18 protein-coding genes are annotated in these 16824 nt (G+C 69.3%); 8 read left to right on the top strand and 10 right to left on the bottom strand.

The features are described from left to right. Positions 1–151 precede the first annotated feature (151 nt). Entirely contained in the window at positions 152–304 is a 153-nt protein-coding gene (locus AB0D12_RS24485; RefSeq protein WP_327325910.1) for a hypothetical protein, read from the top strand. Between the two features lie 84 nt (positions 305–388). Here the strand turns inward: AB0D12_RS24485 and AB0D12_RS24490 are convergent, their stop codons facing one another. From AB0D12_RS24490 to AB0D12_RS24500, 3 genes are all read right to left on the bottom strand, one after another. Further along, positions 389–994, bottom strand: a complete 606-nt coding sequence (locus AB0D12_RS24490; RefSeq protein WP_362686645.1) for a MarC family protein — start codon at positions 992–994, stop codon at positions 389–391. A gap of 51 nt (positions 995–1045) precedes the next feature. Beyond that, entirely contained in the window at positions 1046–1909 is an 864-nt protein-coding gene (locus tag AB0D12_RS24495) for a PHP domain-containing protein (RefSeq protein ID WP_362686648.1), read from the bottom strand. A 133-nt stretch (positions 1910–2042) separates the two neighbouring features. Next, a complete protein-coding gene (locus tag AB0D12_RS24500) occupies positions 2043–2681 on the bottom strand; it encodes a DUF6758 family protein (protein ID WP_362686651.1) in 639 nt (212 codons plus the stop codon). Positions 2682–2850: 169 nt separating this feature from the next. Here AB0D12_RS24500 and AB0D12_RS24505 point away from each other — a divergent pair, with 169 nt between their 5' ends. After that, on the top strand, positions 2851–4083 hold the full coding sequence (locus AB0D12_RS24505) for an MFS transporter (protein WP_362686654.1): 1233 nt from the start codon (positions 2851–2853) through the stop codon (positions 4081–4083). A 7-nt stretch (positions 4084–4090) separates the two neighbouring features. Here the strand turns inward: AB0D12_RS24505 and AB0D12_RS24510 are convergent, their stop codons facing one another. Continuing rightward, positions 4091–4687 carry a suppressor of fused domain protein gene (locus AB0D12_RS24510; RefSeq protein ID WP_362686657.1) on the bottom strand — a complete coding sequence of 199 codons (597 nt, stop codon included), beginning with the start codon at positions 4685–4687 and terminating at the stop codon, positions 4091–4093. A gap of 413 nt (positions 4688–5100) precedes the next feature. On the opposite strand from AB0D12_RS24510, the gene AB0D12_RS24515 reads away from it, so the two are divergent. Both AB0D12_RS24515 and AB0D12_RS24520 read left to right on the top strand, forming a co-directional pair. Beyond that, a complete protein-coding gene (locus AB0D12_RS24515) occupies positions 5101–6216 on the top strand; it encodes a magnesium and cobalt transport protein CorA (RefSeq protein ID WP_362686660.1) in 1116 nt (371 codons plus the stop codon). A 13-nt stretch (positions 6217–6229) separates the two neighbouring features. Next, complete coding sequence (locus AB0D12_RS24520) at positions 6230–6769, top strand: hypothetical protein (protein WP_362686663.1); 540 nt, start codon at positions 6230–6232, stop codon at positions 6767–6769. 67 nt (positions 6770–6836) lie between these two features. Here AB0D12_RS24520 and AB0D12_RS24525 read toward each other — a convergent pair whose 3' ends face one another. Then, the gene (locus tag AB0D12_RS24525; RefSeq protein ID WP_362686666.1) at positions 6837–7604 is read right to left on the bottom strand and encodes a hypothetical protein; all 768 of its coding nucleotides are present in this window, start codon (positions 7602–7604) and stop codon (positions 6837–6839) included. A 180-nt stretch (positions 7605–7784) separates the two neighbouring features. Between AB0D12_RS24525 and AB0D12_RS24530 the strand changes: the two genes are divergently transcribed. From AB0D12_RS24530 to AB0D12_RS24540, 3 genes are read left to right on the top strand one after another with little or no spacing between them, the layout of a single operon-like run. Further along, positions 7785–9062, top strand: a complete 1278-nt coding sequence (locus AB0D12_RS24530; protein ID WP_362686669.1) for a CBS domain-containing protein — start codon at positions 7785–7787, stop codon at positions 9060–9062. A 43-nt stretch (positions 9063–9105) separates the two neighbouring features. Continuing rightward, on the top strand, positions 9106–9645 hold the full coding sequence (locus AB0D12_RS24535; RefSeq protein WP_362686850.1) for a DUF1003 domain-containing protein: 540 nt from the start codon (positions 9106–9108) through the stop codon (positions 9643–9645). 44 nt (positions 9646–9689) lie between these two features. Continuing rightward, complete coding sequence (locus AB0D12_RS24540) at positions 9690–10823, top strand: Mrp/NBP35 family ATP-binding protein (RefSeq protein WP_362686672.1); 1134 nt, start codon at positions 9690–9692, stop codon at positions 10821–10823. A 156-nt stretch (positions 10824–10979) separates the two neighbouring features. Here the strand turns inward: AB0D12_RS24540 and AB0D12_RS24545 are convergent, their stop codons facing one another. The 5 genes from AB0D12_RS24545 to sigE all read right to left on the bottom strand — a co-directional run bounded on the left by AB0D12_RS24545 (position 10980) and on the right by sigE (position 15923). Next, complete coding sequence (locus tag AB0D12_RS24545; protein WP_362686675.1) at positions 10980–11582, bottom strand: hypothetical protein; 603 nt, start codon at positions 11580–11582, stop codon at positions 10980–10982. A gap of 206 nt (positions 11583–11788) precedes the next feature. After that, the gene (locus AB0D12_RS24550) at positions 11789–12235 is read right to left on the bottom strand and encodes a sec-independent translocase (RefSeq protein WP_362686678.1); all 447 of its coding nucleotides are present in this window, start codon (positions 12233–12235) and stop codon (positions 11789–11791) included. 139 nt (positions 12236–12374) lie between these two features. Then, entirely contained in the window at positions 12375–14087 is a 1713-nt protein-coding gene (locus tag AB0D12_RS24555) for a trypsin-like peptidase domain-containing protein (RefSeq protein ID WP_362686681.1), read from the bottom strand. 94 nt (positions 14088–14181) lie between these two features. Next, positions 14182–15159: a zf-HC2 domain-containing protein gene (locus AB0D12_RS24560; RefSeq protein ID WP_362686684.1), complete on the bottom strand. Its 978-nt coding sequence runs from the start codon at positions 15157–15159 to the stop codon at positions 14182–14184. Next, positions 15156–15923, bottom strand: a complete 768-nt coding sequence (gene sigE / locus AB0D12_RS24565) for an RNA polymerase sigma factor SigE (protein WP_362686853.1) — start codon at positions 15921–15923, stop codon at positions 15156–15158. Before sigE ends, AB0D12_RS24560 begins: the two co-directional genes overlap by 4 nt. A 121-nt stretch (positions 15924–16044) precedes the next feature. On the opposite strand from sigE, the gene AB0D12_RS24570 reads away from it, so the two are divergent. Continuing rightward, a complete protein-coding gene (locus AB0D12_RS24570; protein WP_362686687.1) occupies positions 16045–16731 on the top strand; it encodes an O-methyltransferase in 687 nt (228 codons plus the stop codon). Positions 16732–16824: the final 93 nt, after the last annotated feature.

A 16824-nucleotide genomic window follows, 5' to 3' on the forward strand; every position in this document is an offset into this window, starting at 1 on the left:
GAGCCACTACTCGCCAGTAGTTAGGCATCCAAAAAATTTCCTTAGCGTAGGGAATGTTTGCAGGGTGCATACCGTTGAACACGTACAGAACACAGACGGACATCCGTCGCCATCAGTTCTCCAGCAGGAGGATCAGACGAAGGGAGAAGCCATGCGCTTCGAGATCATGCGACTCGACGACGTCGACGGCACCGCCGTGGACAGCACCGTCGTAGACGCCGCCTCCGTCAACAGGATCGTGCAGCAGGCCGCTTCGATCGGCCAGCGCATCTATATCCGACCGGCCGATTCCACGGCCTCGTAACAGCTTGACGACGTTGTGATGTGACGCACTGCGCCCCCGTAAGGATGATCCGTACGGGGGCGCAGTACGTTCGGCGCCAGGCGCTCAGGCTCCCTGGATGACCTGGGTGATGCCGTTGATGATCTGCTGCACGGCGATCGCGGAGAGCATCATGCCCGCGAGTCGGGTCACCAGCACCACACCGCCGTCCTTGATCAGGCGGATGATCAGCAGCGAGTAGCGCATCGTCAGCCAGAGCACCACATGCATCGCGACGATCGCCGCCCATACCGACACCTGCTGCGTGACGCCGTCCGCGTGCTGCACGGCCAGGATCACCGAAACGATCGCACCGGGACCGGCCAGCAGCGGCATGCCCAGCGGCACCAGCGCGACATTGACGTCCTTGGTCTGCTTGGGCTCGTCGGTCTTGCCGGTCAGCAGGTCGAGCGCGATGAGCAGCAGGAGCAGACCGCCCGCGATCATCAGCGCGGGCACGGAGACATGCAGATAGTCCAGGATCTGCTGACCGAGAATGCCGAAGACGGTGATCACGCCGAAGGCGACGGCCACCGCCTGCCAGGCCATGCGGCGCTGCACCTTGGCAGGGCGGCCCGAGGTGAGCGCGAGAAAGATCGGAGTGATCCCCGGGGGATCCATGATCACAAAAAGGGTGAGGAAGAGAGAGCCGAAAATGGCAGCGTCGAACACAGTGAGGGCCTAGCGCGAAGAGGGGTCGTACAGAAGGTTGCGGTCGAGGAGCTACGAGCGGCTTCCGCCGGCGCCCGGCACCGGGAAGGCGCCGGTCGCGCGGCGCGTGATCTCGCCGTAGATCTCCGGGTCGGTGGTGTACTCGCCGAGCACACAGGTCTTGCGGCTGCCGTGGTAGTCGCTGGATCCAGTGGCCAGCAGCCCCAGGTCGGCGGCGAGGCCGCGCAGCCGGACACGCGTCGGCGCGTCATGGTCCATGTGGTCGACCTCGATGCCGTCGAGGCCGCACGCGGCGAGTTCGGCTATTGCGGACTCGGGCACCGTACGACCGCGCTGGACGGCGAGCGGGTGCGCGAAAACGGTGACACCACCGGCGGCCTTGACCAGGCGGACCGCCGTGAAGGGATCGAGTTCGTGCTTGGTGATGTGCGCACGGCCGCCGTCGGCGATCCACTCGGGCGTGAAGGCGTCGGAGACCGTGGGTACGACGCCGAGTTCAACGAGCGCGGAGGCGATGTGCGGGCGGCCGACCGAGCCGTCTCCGGCGATACGGGCCACCTGGGACCACTCGATGGGAACGCCCAGCTCCTGGAGCTTGGCCACCATCGCCCGGGCGCGCGGCACCCGGTCGTCCCGTACGAGCTCACGCTCGCGCAGCAGCTCGGGTTCGTCGGCGTCGAAGAGGTACGCGAGCAGGTGCAGGCTCACGCCGTCGATACGGCAGGAGAGTTCGGCGCCAGTGACCAGAGTCACGCTCTCCGGGAGCGCGGCGATCGCCTCGGCGTGACCACGCGTGGAGTCGTGGTCGGTGAGTGCGACGACGTCCAGCCCGGCCGCGGCGGCGTTGCGCACCAGCTCGGCGGGGGTGTCCGTACCGTCCGATGCCGTGGAGTGGGTGTGCAGATCGATGCGCACGACGCGTGACTCCAGGGACGGCAGACGGACAGGGGGACGGTCAAGTGTATCGGGGATCCGAACAGCCCTGGTTCACGGCAGAGCCGCCCGCGGCCCAGGAGAGCGGAGCACAAGAGCGGACTACGAGAGCTGACTACGAGAGAAGCCGCGGCGACAGCGCCCCGCAGGGCAGCAGTTCCATCTCGGCGCCCAAGTCCCGCAGATCCGTCAGCACCAGCTCGTCGTACATCAGCAGCCCGGACTGCTCCGGCCAGACGATCGCCCACAGCCACAGCCCGCGCGCCTCGCCCGCGAACACCGCGCGGTCCTCGGGAGCGTCGGGCACATGCCACAGGGGGGTGGGGCGGCCGGCGGCGAGGAGCTTGGCCTGCGGTGGTTTGTCGACGCAGATGTGCGGGCCCGGATCGGGTCCGTCGATCCCGGCGTAGCGCGCACCGAGGCCGACGCCCAGTTCCTCGGCGACCAGCAGCAGCTCACCGATTCCGCCGAGCGGGCCGGGCCCCGAGCAGGCCACGGCCGTGGCGCGGCCTCCACTGCGGTCGTCCCCCGCGTACGCGACACCGGTGAAGAGCCAGCCGACGGGCAGCGGCCAGGGCATCCACACGGGGACTTTCGAGCGGTGCACGACCACACCGAGGGCCTCGACGCTTGGCGGGATCACCGGCTGCAGCGGGTGCACGGCTCCGTGCACATCGCACTGCCACGAGTCGGCAAAGAGACCGGGCGCCCTCACCCGGCCACCGCACTTCGGGCAACTGGGTTCGCCCCTCATAGCGCCCAACGGTCCTCTCCGGCCGTCGCCGCGTCAAGGACGATCACCCGTCCGGCGTGTGCCCTCATCAGCCAAAAGTAGATGTAGCTTGCATTCATTAGGCTCTCTAATTTATTGTTTGTATATCGCAACGATCCGTCGGAGAAGCAGAGAAACAGAGGAGTCGTCCATGCGCGGAGAGGATCCGTTCGACGAGGGAGCCACCAGCATCCTGCGTCAGCCGAAGGCCGTCTGGGCCACGGCCGGCGCGTCCGTCGTCGCCTTCATGGGGATCGGCCTGGTGGACCCGATCCTGCCGTCCATCGCCAAGGGCCTGGACGCGACGCCCAGTCAGGTCTCGCTGCTGTTCACCTCGTACTTCCTGATCACCGCGGTCGCGATGCTCGTCACCGGCTTCGTCTCCAGCCGTATCGGCGGCAGGAAGACCTTGCTCGCCGGGCTCGCGCTCGTCATCGTCTTCGCCGCGCTCTCCGGCACCTCCGGCTCCGTCGGCGAACTCGTCGGCTTCCGGGCCGGCTGGGGCCTTGGCAACGCACTGTTCGTCTCGACCTCGCTCGCCGTCATCGTCGGCGCGGCGGCCGGCGGGAGCGCCGCGGCGATCCTGCTCTACGAGTCGGCGCTCGGCCTCGGCATGGCATGTGGACCACTGCTCGGCGCGCTGCTCGGCAACGCCAGTTGGCGGTACCCCTTCTTCGGCACCGCAGCCCTGATGGCGATCGGCTTCCTGTGCATCACCGCCTTCCTCAAGGAGCAGCCGAAGCCCGCGCGCAAGACTTCCCTGCTCGACCCGGTGAAGGCACTCGGACACGGCGGCCTGGCCTCCGCAGCCGCCTCGGCCTTCTTCTACAACTACGCGTTCTTCACCGTGCTGGCCTTCACGCCGTTCATGCTGAACATGACGCCGTACACGTCGGGCGCGCTCTTCTTCGCCTGGGGTGTGCTGCTCGCGGTCTTCTCCGTACTGGTGGCGCCGCGGCTGCAGGCGCGCTTCGGGTCGCTCAAGGTGCTCGGCGGCTCGCTGCTGCTGCTCGCCGTCGACCTGCTGGTCATCGGATACGGGAACCACACCGTGGCCGTCGTCGGGACGGTCGTCTCCGGCGCCTTCATCGGCCTGAACAACACCGTGTTCACCGAGCTGGCGCTGGGCGTCTCGGACGCGCCGCGGCCGGTGGCCAGCGCGGGCTACAACTTCGTCCGCTGGTTCGCCGCGGCCGCCGCGCCCTACTTCGCGCCGAAGATCGAGGAGTGGAGCAACATCCACATCCCGTTCGTGGTCGCGGCGGTCGCCGCCGTGATCGGCGCGGGCATCGTCCGGGTACGGCGCGCCTCGCTGAGCCGCGAGGCGGAGCAGCTCCAGCCCGTCCACGCCACCCAGGACGGCGTGACGGCCTTCGCCAACTAGCCTGGCCTCAGTCGAGAGTTACGGACCTGCGCAGCGGATCGCGCAGGTCCGTGCCGTGCGTCAGCCACCGCTCCTGGAGTTCCTGCGCGCCGTGCACCCGCTTCCACGCGGCCTCGTTGGACGTCATCGGCAACAACGGCAGGAACTGCACCGGATCCATCGGCTCGTCCAGCTCCAGGTCCGCCACCAGACCGCCCGGCTCCGCGACGAGCACCGAGCTGAACGGTGCGGACGGCCAGAGCGGATCACCGACGTCCAGCGAGGCGCCCGGTGCCACGACCACGCCCTCGACCTGTGGTGACGCGGCCAGTACAGCGAGCGTACGGAGCACCTTGTCGGTGTCGGCGACCCCGGCCCGTACGGACAGGACCAGCTCCGCGCGCGGGCCCTTCACCGGGTCGGCAAGGGCCGCGGTGGGGTCCGTCATCGGATGCGCGGACATGCCGAGGGTGGCGTAGCGCACGATGGCCCCGTCACCGTCCCGGTCCAGGAAGCGGAGTACCTCGATGCGGTCCGTACCGAGGAATGTCACCGCGGCGCGCGCGTCCGGTTCGCCAAGTGCCGTACGCAGCCTGGCCTCGACCAGAGCAAGAACTTCTTCCATGTCGCGAGCATAAAGCGCGTAAGGAATGGGCAAACGAAGGGATTGGCCCCCAGTCGGCTGATAGTCTTGGCCGCTGGTCGGGACGGCACGCAGAAGCGTTGCTCTCAAGTCCCGACGACACATCATCCCCTACGGGGGACCGGCCGGAGGAGGTGGGGCTGCGGTGGATCGAAGTCGACCGGTCAGTACCAACCGCTCTTCCGCACGGCACCATTCCTCTGTGATCTGAGGCCTTCCCGCACGGGGCCCACGGCATTTCGCACGACGGAAGAGCACTTCGTTTTTGCCTGTCTGTAGCGAACGCCGTCACCGCGATCCCGCGGTGCCGCCCGCTTTGCGGACGTATGCATCACGTCCCCATTCCGGGCTGTGCCACGCCACTCGCCGACGGCCTCTCCGTGAAGGAGCCAGCCATGTCGATGATCCGTGACCTGCGTGCAGCGGTCCGTCCGTCCCTGCGCAAGAGCAATGCCCCGTACAGCACGTACGACACCACTCGCGATCCGTCCGCCTCCAGCGCAGTCGTCGACTGCGCGGTCTACCGCGACGGAAAGCGGCTGGAGAACGCGACCTGCCAGACGCCGCACGAGGCCATGCTGCGGGTGCGTGACAGCGGCGGCTTCGCATGGATCGGGCTGCATGAGCCGACGGAGGCCGAATTCGCCGGTATCGCAGCGGAGTTCGGGCTGCACCCGCTGGCCGTCGAGGACGCCGTCCACGCCCACCAGCGGCCCAAGCTGGAACGGTACGACGACACACTGTTCACCGTCTTCAAGACGATCCACTACGTCGAGCACGCCGAGCTCACCGCGACCAGCGAGGTCGTCGAGACCGGCGAGGTGATGTGCTTCACCGGCCGGGACTTCGTCATCACGGTGCGGCACGGCGGCAAGGGCTCGCTGCGGGCACTCCGGCACCGGCTCGAGGAGGACACCGAGCTGCTCGCCAAAGGGCCGTCCGCGGTGCTGCACTCCATCGCCGACCATGTGGTCGACGGGTACATCGCGGTGGCCGCGGCCGTGCAGGACGACATCGACGAGGTGGAGATCGATGTCTTCTCCGCGCCCGCGAAAGGCAGCCCGCGCGGCAGCGACGCCGGCCGGATCTACCAGCTCAAGCGCGAGGTGCTGGAGTTCAAGCGGGCCGTGTCCCCGCTGCTGCGGCCGATGCAGCTGCTGAGCGAGCGTCCGATGCGGCTGGTCGACCCGGACATCCAGAAGTACTTCCGCGATGTCGCCGACCACCTCGCCCGGGTACAGGAGGAGGTCATCGGCTTCGACGAGCTGCTGAACTCCATCCTCCAGGCGAATCTGGCGCAGGCGACGGTCGCGCAGAACGAGGACATGCGCAAGATCACCTCCTGGGCGGCGATCATCGCCGTGCCGACGGCGGTGTGCGGCGTGTACGGCATGAACTTCGACCACATGCCCGAGCTGCACTGGAGGTACGGCTACCCCATGGTGCTCACCGGCATCATCGGCGTCTGTCTTGCGATCCACCGCACCCTGAAGCGCAACGGCTGGCTGTAGATAGGCTGCGGGCATGACAGACAGTTCCGCTCGCTTCGCTGGGGAGACCCCACTGCTCGGCCAGGCGCTCGTCGAGGAGGCCACCAAGAAGTCCGGCCTCATCTGGGTGCACGGCGAGGGCCCCCAACGGGCGCTGTGGCATGTGTGGCACGAAGGCGCCGCGCATATCGTCGGCGACGGCCCCGGCGAGCAGCCACTGCCGCAGCTGGCGGCCGGCGGAACCGCCGAGGTCACCGTCCGCAGCAAGGACAAGGGCGGCCGGCTGGTCGTCTGGACGGCGTCGGTGAGCGAACTCGTCCCGCACTCCGAGGAGTGGGAGGGGGCCGTCGCCGAACTCAAGGGCAAGCGCCTGAACGCGCCGGATGCGGAACAGATGACGGAGCGCTGGGCCCGCGAGTGCCGGGTGCTGCGCCTCGAGCCGCAGGACGCGATCACGGACCTGCCGGACACTTCGGGGGCGGCCGTACCGCTGCCGACGTCGGCGACGACGCGTCAGCCTGCGCCGGCGGCTTTGCCGCATCTGCTCCTGAAGCGCAAGAAGAAGCGCGGCTAGGACGGGCTGGAAAATCCAGCCCGTCCGGCGATTGAGGACCGGTCCGGGGCGGAACCCCGGGAAACAGCTAGTCGCTGGTCTTCGGCAGCTGGCCGCCGTAGTCGACCATCTCGTCCTTCTGCGGCGCCGCCAGCGTGAAGTCCTTGTCCCAGTCCGCCAGCGTCAGCACACCCGCGCCGCCCGCCCGTGCGAACTGCAGCGGATACGGCTTGCCCTCCAGCGAGACATCCAGCGTGCCGCCCTCGCCCTCGCCGCCGATGACCTTGATGGTTCGTACACCGCCCACCTCGGTCCGGTCGCCCTTGCCGAGCTTGCCCTGCATCCCCAGCAAGCCCTCGAGCAGCACATCCATGTCCGTGAAGACGCGGAACTGCTTGTACGCCGGGTCGCCCTCCGGCACCTTCACGTACATGTCGTCGAGCTTGCCCGCCGCCTCCGTGTCGGTCTTGCCCGGCTTCTCCTTGTCCTTGGCGTCCGCATGGCTCCAGAAGCCCGCGTCGGCCTTCAGGAAGAGCGCGTCGCCGACCCGCAGCAGTTCGAAGGTGTTGTCCTTCGAAGTGACGGAGCCGGTGCCGCCGTCGTGCTTGAGCCGCATGTTCAGCTTGTACGTGCCGCCCTTGCTGACCAGCGTGCCGGAGAGCCGTACCGACGCCGCCGCGTGCGAGGCGTCGCGTGCCTTCGTCTCGATCTCGGTCGCGGACAGCTTCCCGACGCCGTTGGTCCCCGCGTCCGGATCCTCGCCGCTGCATGCCGTGAGCGCCGCGGTCAGCCCGGCGCAGAGCGCCACCGAGAGCGCGGCCCGGCGGGCTCGGGCGGCCAGAGGGACGGGAGTCACAAGCGCACTGCCTCTCATCTGCGAGTCGTGAGTCATGGCTGGCAGACCGCAGCGTACCTGTGCTGAGCACATCGATCCTCAGAGAGCCGTACGGACGCCAGCCAGGGCGCCACGGAACGGCACGGGCTAGCCTGAAGCCCCTGAACGGCAGCATTCGCGGGCAAAAAGGAGGCGCGCAACATGGCAGCAGGCGCCCCTCGGATCTTTGTCTCGCACCTCGCCGGCGTGCCCGTCTTCGACCCCCAGGGCGACCAGGTGGGCCGCGTCCGCGATCTGGTGGCGATGCTGCGCGTCGGCCGCCGTCCGCCGCGGCTGCTCGGCATGGTCGTCGAGGTGCTCAGCCGCCGCCGGATCTTCCTCCCGATGACCCGGGTCACCGGCGTCGAGTCGGGCCAGGTCATCACCACGGGCGTACTCAACATGCGGCGCTTCGAGCAGCGCCCGACCGAGCGGCTGGTGCTCGGCGAGCTGCTGGACCGGCGCGTGCGACTGGTGGAGAGCGGCGAGGAGGCCACGGTCCTCGATGTCTCGATCCAGCAGCTGCCGGCCCGTCGTGACTGGGAGATCGACAAGGTCTTCGTACGGAAGGGCAAGCCAGGGGCGCTGCGCCGCAAGGGCGAGACGCTGACCGTCGAGTGGTCGGCGGTCACCGGCTTCTCGCTGGAGGAGCACGGGCAGGGCGCCGAGAGCCTGCTCGCGACCTTCGAGCAGCTGCGCCCCGCCGACCTCGCCAATGTGCTGCACCACCTCTCGCCGAAGCGGCGCGCCGAGGTGGCCGCGGCCCTCGACGACGACCGGCTCGCGGACGTACTGGAGGAGCTGCCGGACGACGACCAGGTGGAGATCCTCGGCAAGCTCAAGGAGGAGCGCGCGGCGGACGTCCTGGAGGCCATGGACCCGGACGACGCGGCCGACCTGCTGTCCGAGCTGCCGGAGGAGGACAAGGAGCGGCTGCTGGCGCTGATGCGGCCCGACGACGCGGCGGACGTACGGCGGCTGCTGTCGTACGAGGAGCGGACGGCGGGCGGCCTGATGACCACCGAGCCGATCGTGCTGCGTCCGGACGCGACGGTCGCGGACGCCTTGGCGCGCGTACGCCAGCAGGACCTGTCCCCCGCGCTCGCCGCGCAGGTGTACGTCTGCCGGCCGCCGGACGAGACGCCGACCGGCAAGTACCTGGGCACGGTGCATTTCCAGCGGCTGCTGCGGGACCCGCCGTTCACGCTGGTCAGCTCGATCGTGGAGAGCGATCTGCCGCCGCTCGCGCCGGGCACCGCGCTGCCCGCGGTGACCAGCTATCTCGCCGCGTACAACATGGTGGCGGCGCCGGTCGTCGACGAGAGCGGTTCGCTGCTGGGGGCGGTGACCGTCGACGACGTACTCGACCATCTGCTGCCGGACGACTGGCGGGAGACGGAGTTCGAGGAGGCCGCCCACGAGGAGTCCGCCCATGGGTAGCGGCAGCGACGGGCTGACCGATCGCAGCGAGCAGAAGGAGCGCATGCCCGCCGGGGCGAGTGCGGCGCCGCGCCACCGGGTCCGGCTCGATCAGCCCCGCGCGCCACGGCGCAGTCTGCTGCCGGAGTACGACCCCGAGGCCTTCGGCCGGTTCTCGGAGCGGATCGCGCGTTTCCTGGGGACCGGCCGGTTCCTGGTCTGGATGACGCTGATCATCATCATGTGGGTCGTCTGGAACATCTCCGCGCCCGGGGATCTGCGTTTCGACCCGTACCCGTTCATCTTTCTGACGCTGATGCTGTCGCTCCAGGCCTCGTACGCGGCCCCGCTGATCCTGCTGGCGCAGAACCGGCAGGACGACCGGGACCGGGTCACTCGTGAGCAGGAGCGCAAGCAGAACGAGCGGTCGATCGCGGACACCGAATACCTCACACGGGAGATCGCGGCGCTGCGGATGGGGCTCGGCGAGGTCGCCACCCGCGACTGGATCCGCTCCGAATTCCAGGATCTGATCAAGGATCTGGACGAGCGGCGCCTATTCCCGCACGAGCCCGCGCGCGAGAGTGACGAAGGCGACCGCTGAACGCTCTTTCCGGGGGTGGGAGTCGGCGCCGTACCATCGTCCTTATGGCTACGGAAGACGCGGTGCTTGAAGCACTGGCGACGGTGAACGACCCTGAGATCAACCGACCGATCACCGAACTCGGCATGGTCAAATCGGTCGGGATCGGGGCGGACGGCACGGTTGCCGTCACGGTGTATCTCACCGTCTCCGGCTGTCCAATGCGCGAGACGATCACCAAGAATGTGACCGACGCGGTCGCGCGCCTCGAGGGCGTCACGCGCGTCGACGTCACGCTGGATGTGATGAGCGACGAGCAGCGGAAGGAGCTCACGAGCTCGCTGCGCGGCGGCACCGCCGAGCGCGAGGTGCCCTTCGCCCAGCCCGGCTCGCTGACCAGGGTGTACGCGGTGGCGTCGGGCAAGGGCGGCGTCGGCAAGTCCTCCGTCACCGTGAACCTGGCGGCGGCGATGGCCGCCGACGGACTGAAGGTCGGTGTCGTCGACGCCGACATCTACGGACACAGCGTGCCGCGGATGCTGGGTGTGGACGGCCGTCCGACCCAGGTCGAGAACATGATCATGCCGCCGTCGGCGAACGGCGTGAAGGTCATCTCGATCGGTATGTTCACCCCGGGCAACGCGCCGGTGGTGTGGCGCGGCCCGATGCTGCACCGTGCACTGCAGCAGTTCCTCGCGGATGTGTACTGGGGCGACCTGGACGTGCTGCTGCTCGACCTGCCGCCGGGGACCGGTGACATCGCCATCTCGGTGGCGCAGCTGGTGCCGAACGCCGAGATCCTCGTGGTGACCACCCCGCAGCAGGCCGCGGCCGAGGTCGCCGAGCGGGCCGGCTCGATCGCCGTACAGACCCACCAGAAGATCGTGGGCGTCGTCGAGAACATGTCGGGCCTGCCGTGCCCGCACTGCGACGAGATGGTCGACGTCTTCGGCAGCGGCGGCGGCCAGCGGGTCGCCGAGGGCCTGACGAAGACGACCGGCGCCAATGTGCCGGTGCTGGGCTCCATCCCGATCGACGTACGGCTGCGGGAGGGCGGCGACGAGGGCAAGCCCGTCGTGATCACCGACCCGGACTCACCGGCGGGCGCCGCGCTGCGCACGATCGCGGGGAAGCTCGGCGGACGCGCGCGCGGGCTGTCGGGCATGTCGCTGGGGATCACCCCGCGCAATAAGTTCTGAGGAAGGTCGTGAGCATTCGTTCCGCTCAGCGGAACGAATGCGCCACAACCCGGCCACCGGCCCGCACGGTGCGCGCAGCGCGAAGGGGCGCCGCTCATGAGCAGCGCCCCTTCGTCGTGGGCCCGACCTTCCAGCCCGACGCTCCAGCCCGACGCTCTAGACGTACGCGCCGAGGTTCTGGACCGCCGAGAAGCCCAGCCCGTACGCACTCATGCCGCGCCCGTACGCGCCGACGTGCACCCCGGCCCCGGTCGAGCCGGCGAGCACCCAGCCGAACTCCGACTCGCGGTAGTGGAAGGGCGTCGGCACGCCGTCGACGGGCAGCGAGAGCATCAACCAGGCCGGTCCCGCCAGATCGTCGGCGAGCTCGAAGGCGGTCTCGGTCTGCTGGTCCAGCCAGTTGTCGCGCAGCGAGTGGTCGAGCTGACCGGGCCAGGTGTGGGCCAGGAGCCCCGAGCCGGCCAGCCAGGCCGCGGAGGAGACCGTGGTGGCGTCCAGTACGCCCGTGCCGTCGCCGGTGTGCCGTACCGGGCTGGCAGCCACGGTGACGACGACCGCGAAGCGCTCCTTGTCCGGGCCGCCGGCGTCCGACCGTATCGACGGCTCGTCGCCGTGGCCCATTGAGCCGTGCTGGACCGTGCCGTCCGCCGCGGTACCCACCTGCATCAGCCGGCGCGGGCCGGTGAAGGCCTCGTCCAGTCCGTACCAGGGGAAGGTCGCACGCAGAAATCCGTCGACCACACGCTGAGCCGCTGTCACCCGCTGCGTCGTGAGCGGGTTCTCCCCGCCGGGCGCAGGAGAATCGCTGACCGTTCCTTGCGCCGCTAGCCGACTTGTCGTCTCCATCTACCCGGCCGCCTCCTCTGTCTCCGAGGCCCGGAGCGGACCCGCCCCCCTCGGGCGTCCTCACGTCCGGACAGATGGAGAATAACCACCCTGTCCCGGCTCGCAGGGATTGACGGTACTCAGGTCGCGTCTGCGTCGAAGGGCGGTCGCTCGTCCCGATCGACGTTTTCGCGCTTCTTGAGCAGGTCGGGGGTGCCGGGCGAGCCGTTGACGGCGGCCGGGACCGAGGCCGCGGATTCGTTGCCGTGCACCGCGTCCGCGACCTCGTTGATCTCCTTCTTGAGGTCGAAGCTGCTGCGCAGGTCCTTGAGGTCCTTCAGATCCTCGTTCTCGTCCAGCTGCTTGCGGATGAACGTCTTGGGATTGAGGTCCTCGAACTCGAAGTCCTTGAACTCCGGCCCCAGTTCGCTACGAATGTCCTGCTTTGCGCTTTCGGAGAACTCGCGGACCTTCCGGATGAACCGTGAGGCGTCCTGGATGACCTTCGGCAGCTTGTCGGGGCCGAAGATGAGCACGGCGAGCACCACGAGCGCCACCAGCTCCAGTGCGCCTATGTCGTTGAACACCCTGCTGCTCCTCGTGTTCTCTGCGGCCCGCCAGGTCGGATGGGGTCCGGGCCCGATCCACGGTACCCGCCGAAACTGTCTCCGCGGTACCTTCCGATGGGCCCTGCGCCGAGCCGTCCGGCGGCCGTTCGACCGGCCGTCATGTGCCGGCCGCGGAGCCGAGTGTCAGCGTCATCTTCCGTTCACGGCCGGCGCGAACCACCGCCAGCTCCAGCCGGTCACCGGGGCGGTGGGCGCGGATCTTGACGATCAGCTCCTCGCCGCTGTGCACCCGCTGGCCGTCGATCTTGGTGATGATGTCGCCCGCCTTGATGCCCGCCTTGGCGCCGGGGCCGTTCTTGATGACCGACGCGGAGCCGTCCTTGCCCTTGTCGCCGACGCGTGCGCCGTCGCCGGTGTACTTCATGTCGAGGCTGACGCCGATCACCGGGTGGGTGGCCTTACCGGTGTTGATCAGCTCTTCGGCGACGCGCTTGCCCTGGTTGATGGGGATCGCGAAGCCGAGTCCGATCGAGCCGGCCTGGCCTCCTTGGGTGTCCGTGCCGCTGTCCGCGGCCCGGATCGCGCTGTTGATGCCGATGACACGGGCCTTGGTGTCCACCAGCGGGCCACCGGAGTTGCCGGGGTTTATCGGGGCGTCGGTCTGCAGCGCGTCGACATAGCTGACATCACTGCCGTCGCCCTTCTCGCCGCCCGCGGTGATGGGGCGCTCCTTGGCGCTGATGATGCCGGAGGTCACGGTGTTCTGGAGATCGAACGGCGCGCCGATGGCGACGACCGGGTCACCCACCTGGACGTTGTCGGAGTTGCCGAGGGGCAGCGGCTTGAGGCCGGAGACACCGGAGACCTTGACGACGGCGAGGTCGTAGCCACTGTCCTTGCCGACGAGTGTCGCCCTGGCGGTCTCGCCGCCGCTGAAGGTGACCGAGATCTCACCCGAGGAGCCTGCCGGGTCGACGACATGGTTGTTGGTGAGGATGTGGCCCTGCTGGTCGAGTACGAATCCGGTGCCGGTGCCCTGTTCGCCGCCGCCGCTGACATGGAGGGTGACGACGCTCGGCAGGGCGCTGGCGGCGATACCGGCAACGCTGTCGGGTGCGCGGTTGCCGTTGCCCTTGGCGGCCTGCGGGAGTTCGACGCTGGTGATGCCGCCGTTGCGCTCGATGTACGCGCCTATGCCGCCGCCGACAACACCGGCGACGAGCGCGAGCAGGACCGCCCCGACCAGCAGCGATCCGCGTCGGCGCTTCTTCTTTACCGGCTCACCGACGTGGGTCAGCGGCTGCCCGGGTGTGCTCCACGGGTCGTACTGCAGCCACAACGAGGGCAGCGGCTGCGGCCGCTCCTGCGGCTGGGCGTGCGGCCGCTCCTGGGGCTGGGGGTGCGGCTGGGGCTGGGCGTGCGGCTGCTGGGGTGATGGGGCCTCGGGCGGCGGCGCATATCCGCCGCCGGTACCCCCACCGGCCGGTGTTCCGTTCTGCGCGGAGTACGCCGGCGGTACGCGTGTGCCCTGCGCCGGAGTCGGCATCGGCCGCTGTACGGGAGGGGCCGGCGCCCATGGCCCGGGCCCGCCGTAGGGCGGGGTGCTGTACACATCGGGCTCGTGCAGGGGCTGCGGCCGACTCTGTTCCGCTGCGGGCTGGGCTGCGGGCACCGGGTCGACGGCCGTCTCGACGTCCCGCGGCACGGGCACGGGGGCCTGCACCGAGGTCTGCACCGGAGGCAGTTCCGTCGTCACCTCGGTCTCCTGGTGCGCCGGTGCCGGCGCCTCCGGCTCGGAGTGAGTCGTACGTCCCGCACTGGGCCGGCTCCACCACTTCGCCTTCGGCCCGGTGGGCTTCCCGTCGTCCATGCTCTCCCCGCAAACTGCCGACCACTGCGGCACCCTCCTGGGGCACCCCTCAGAGGATTCAACCAGGTTTGCGAATCACCGTGCAGGGGCCTGGTCAGCGCCGGGACGAGAGGGGCCGAGAAGGCTGGGTCGGTGCGGCGAGATGGGTGGGGACAGGCGTGGCGGACGGGTTGGACCCGGGAGCAGTGGCGAGCTGGAACGCCGAGCCCGTGGGACGTATCAGCGGGGACAGGGAGGACGAGGTGTCGGTCAGTATCGAGGCGGAAAACGGGTGGTTCAGCGGCGCCGCCGGGGCCAGCAGGCTGGGCGCCGCGGCGATGACCGGCCGGTTGTCCGACCTGGTCAGGCCGTTGCCACCGCTGCGCCGGCGGTCGGCCTCCGTGCCCCTGGGGGTCGCCCTGGTGCCCGCGCCGTTGTTCATTCCGCTGTTCACTCCGGCGCTGCCCGTGGTCGGGGTCACGGCGCGCAGCGGTGTGACGTTGTTCCCCGCGCCCTCGCCCCTGGGACCTGCCTGCACCGAGGCGTCCAGCGGAATCGCGCCGCCGAGGGCGATCGCGGCGAAAGACACCGCGCTGGCCGCCGCGAAGACGAACCTCCGGCCGAGCCAGGGTGAGCGCTCCGCGTCCGTACGACCCACGTCATGGATCCGGAAGCCGCCGCCGGAGCCGGGAAGCACGGTCGCGTGCGCGCCCGCCGGTACGTAGCCGAAGGTCTCCGTCCGGGACGTGCGGGAGTCGCGTCCGGGCCTCGCGGAGGGATTCAGTGCGTTGAAGACGCCATTGGCGAGCCGCCCCCCGTCGAAAGGTCCCCCCGAGCGGTCGTCATCACCTCCAGGTCCCGCGGGCAGCCCTTGGAGCCGCGCGAGCAGCCCTTCGGAGGGCGGCGGCGGAGCGGTTTGGGCGAAGACGTTCTTCAGCCGGCGGTGGGCGTCGGCCTCGGCCATGCACTTGGGACAGGTCGCCAGATGGGCCAGCACCCGGTCGCGGGCATCGTGTTTCAGCTCGCCGTCGATCAGCGCGGCCAGCCGGTCCCCCAGGTGCTGCTCCGCGGGGGTGGGACTCGAGCCACTCACGTCGGTCCGCCCTCTCCTGCCAGGCCGACCGCACCCGCCAGCGTGCGCTGCTCGGCACGAGCCTCCGGGGAACGGTGCTGCAGGGCCTTGCGCAGATGCGACCGGCCGCGGTGGATCCGGCTGCGGACCGTGCCGAGCTTCACGCCCAGCGTCGCGGCGATCTCCTCGTACGAGAGACCCTCGATGTCACAGAGCACCACGGCGGCGCGGAACTCCGGCGCGAGGGTGTCCAGCGCCTGCTGCACATCCGCGTCGAAGTGGGTGTCGTTGAAGACCTGCTGCGGAGACGGCTCGCGGCTGGGCAGCCGCTCTGCCGCGTCGTCGCCGAGCGCGTCGAAACGGATGCGCTGCTTGCGGCGGACCATGTCCAGGAAGAGGTTCGTGGTGATGCGGTGCAGCCAGCCCTCAAAGGTGCCGGGCGTGTACGTCGAAAGCGAGCGGAAGACGCGGACGAAGACTTCCTGGGTGAGGTCCTCGGCGTCGTGCTGGTTGCCCGTCAGCCGGTAGGCGAGGCGGTAGACCCGGCCGCTGTGCGTGCTGACGATCTCCTCCCAGCTGGGAGGAGTCCACGCCTGCGATTCCGCATCCGATGCGAAGGTCGCGGTAGCTGCGGAGTCGGTGGAGCGGGAACGGTCAGCAATGTAGGTCACGGATCTCGGCTCACCCGTTGACCTGAGAAGGCGCCTCAGCACTCCTCTCCGATCCGCAGGTGCAGCCGCACCTCCCCTGTCGGCTCTGGTGGTGTCCAGCGGAGCCCCTACCATAGCCACCTCGCCCGTTAGCTCCGGATAAGAATCTTTACGCGAATTTGGGTCCTGCTTCCGGCCCTGATCCATGCGCTTCCCCCTGTCTTCCATAACGCCTGGTCCCATCTGCGGGTTCCCGGTGCAGCGGATACAGTCAGCGTCGCGCCAACTACGGGGACAGGAGAGGGTCATTACCGCCAACCGGCAGACGAGCTGGGCGTTCGCCGACGCCTTTGTCGCCGAGGACGACACGCTCCGCTGGGCCCGTGACCGGGCCCGCGAGTCGGGGCTCCCCTCGGTGTCACCAGGCACCGGCGCAGCGCTGCGACTGCTTGCTGCCACGGCTGACGCGAAAGCGGTGGCCGAAATCGGTACGGGAACCGGGGTCTCCGGGATCTATCTGTTGCAGGGCATGCGGCCCGACGGCGTACTGACGACGGTGGATCCGGAGCCGGACCGGCAGCAGTTCGCCAAGCAGGCCTTCCGCGCGGCCGGCTTTGCCGGGAACCGGGCGCGTTTCATCCCCGGCCGCGCCCTCGACGTACTGCCGCGGCTCGCGGACGGCGGCTACGACCTCGTCTTCTGCGACGGCGACCGTATGGAGTCGCTGGACTATCTCGCTGAATCGTTGCGCCTGCTGCGACCAGGCGGTCTTGTGTGCTTCGAGGGCGTTTTCGCGGACGGACGGACGGTGGACTCGGCGGCGCAGCCGGCGGAAGTCGTGCGACTTCGCGAGCTGCTGCGCGCGGTGCGGGAAAGCCAGGAGCTGCTGCCCTCGCTGCTGCCGGTGGGCGACGGCCTGCTCTGCGCGGTCCGCCGCGGCTGACCGGCCCCGCCCCGGCAGGCCCGGCCATGCGAACCGAGCCCCCCGAACACAGCACTGCCCCGGCACCATGAGTGCCGGGGCAGTGAAAGTGTG

The sequence above is a fragment of the Streptomyces sp. NPDC048479 genome (genome assembly GCF_040651435.1).
GTDB lineage: Bacteria > Actinomycetota > Actinomycetes > Streptomycetales > Streptomycetaceae > Streptomyces.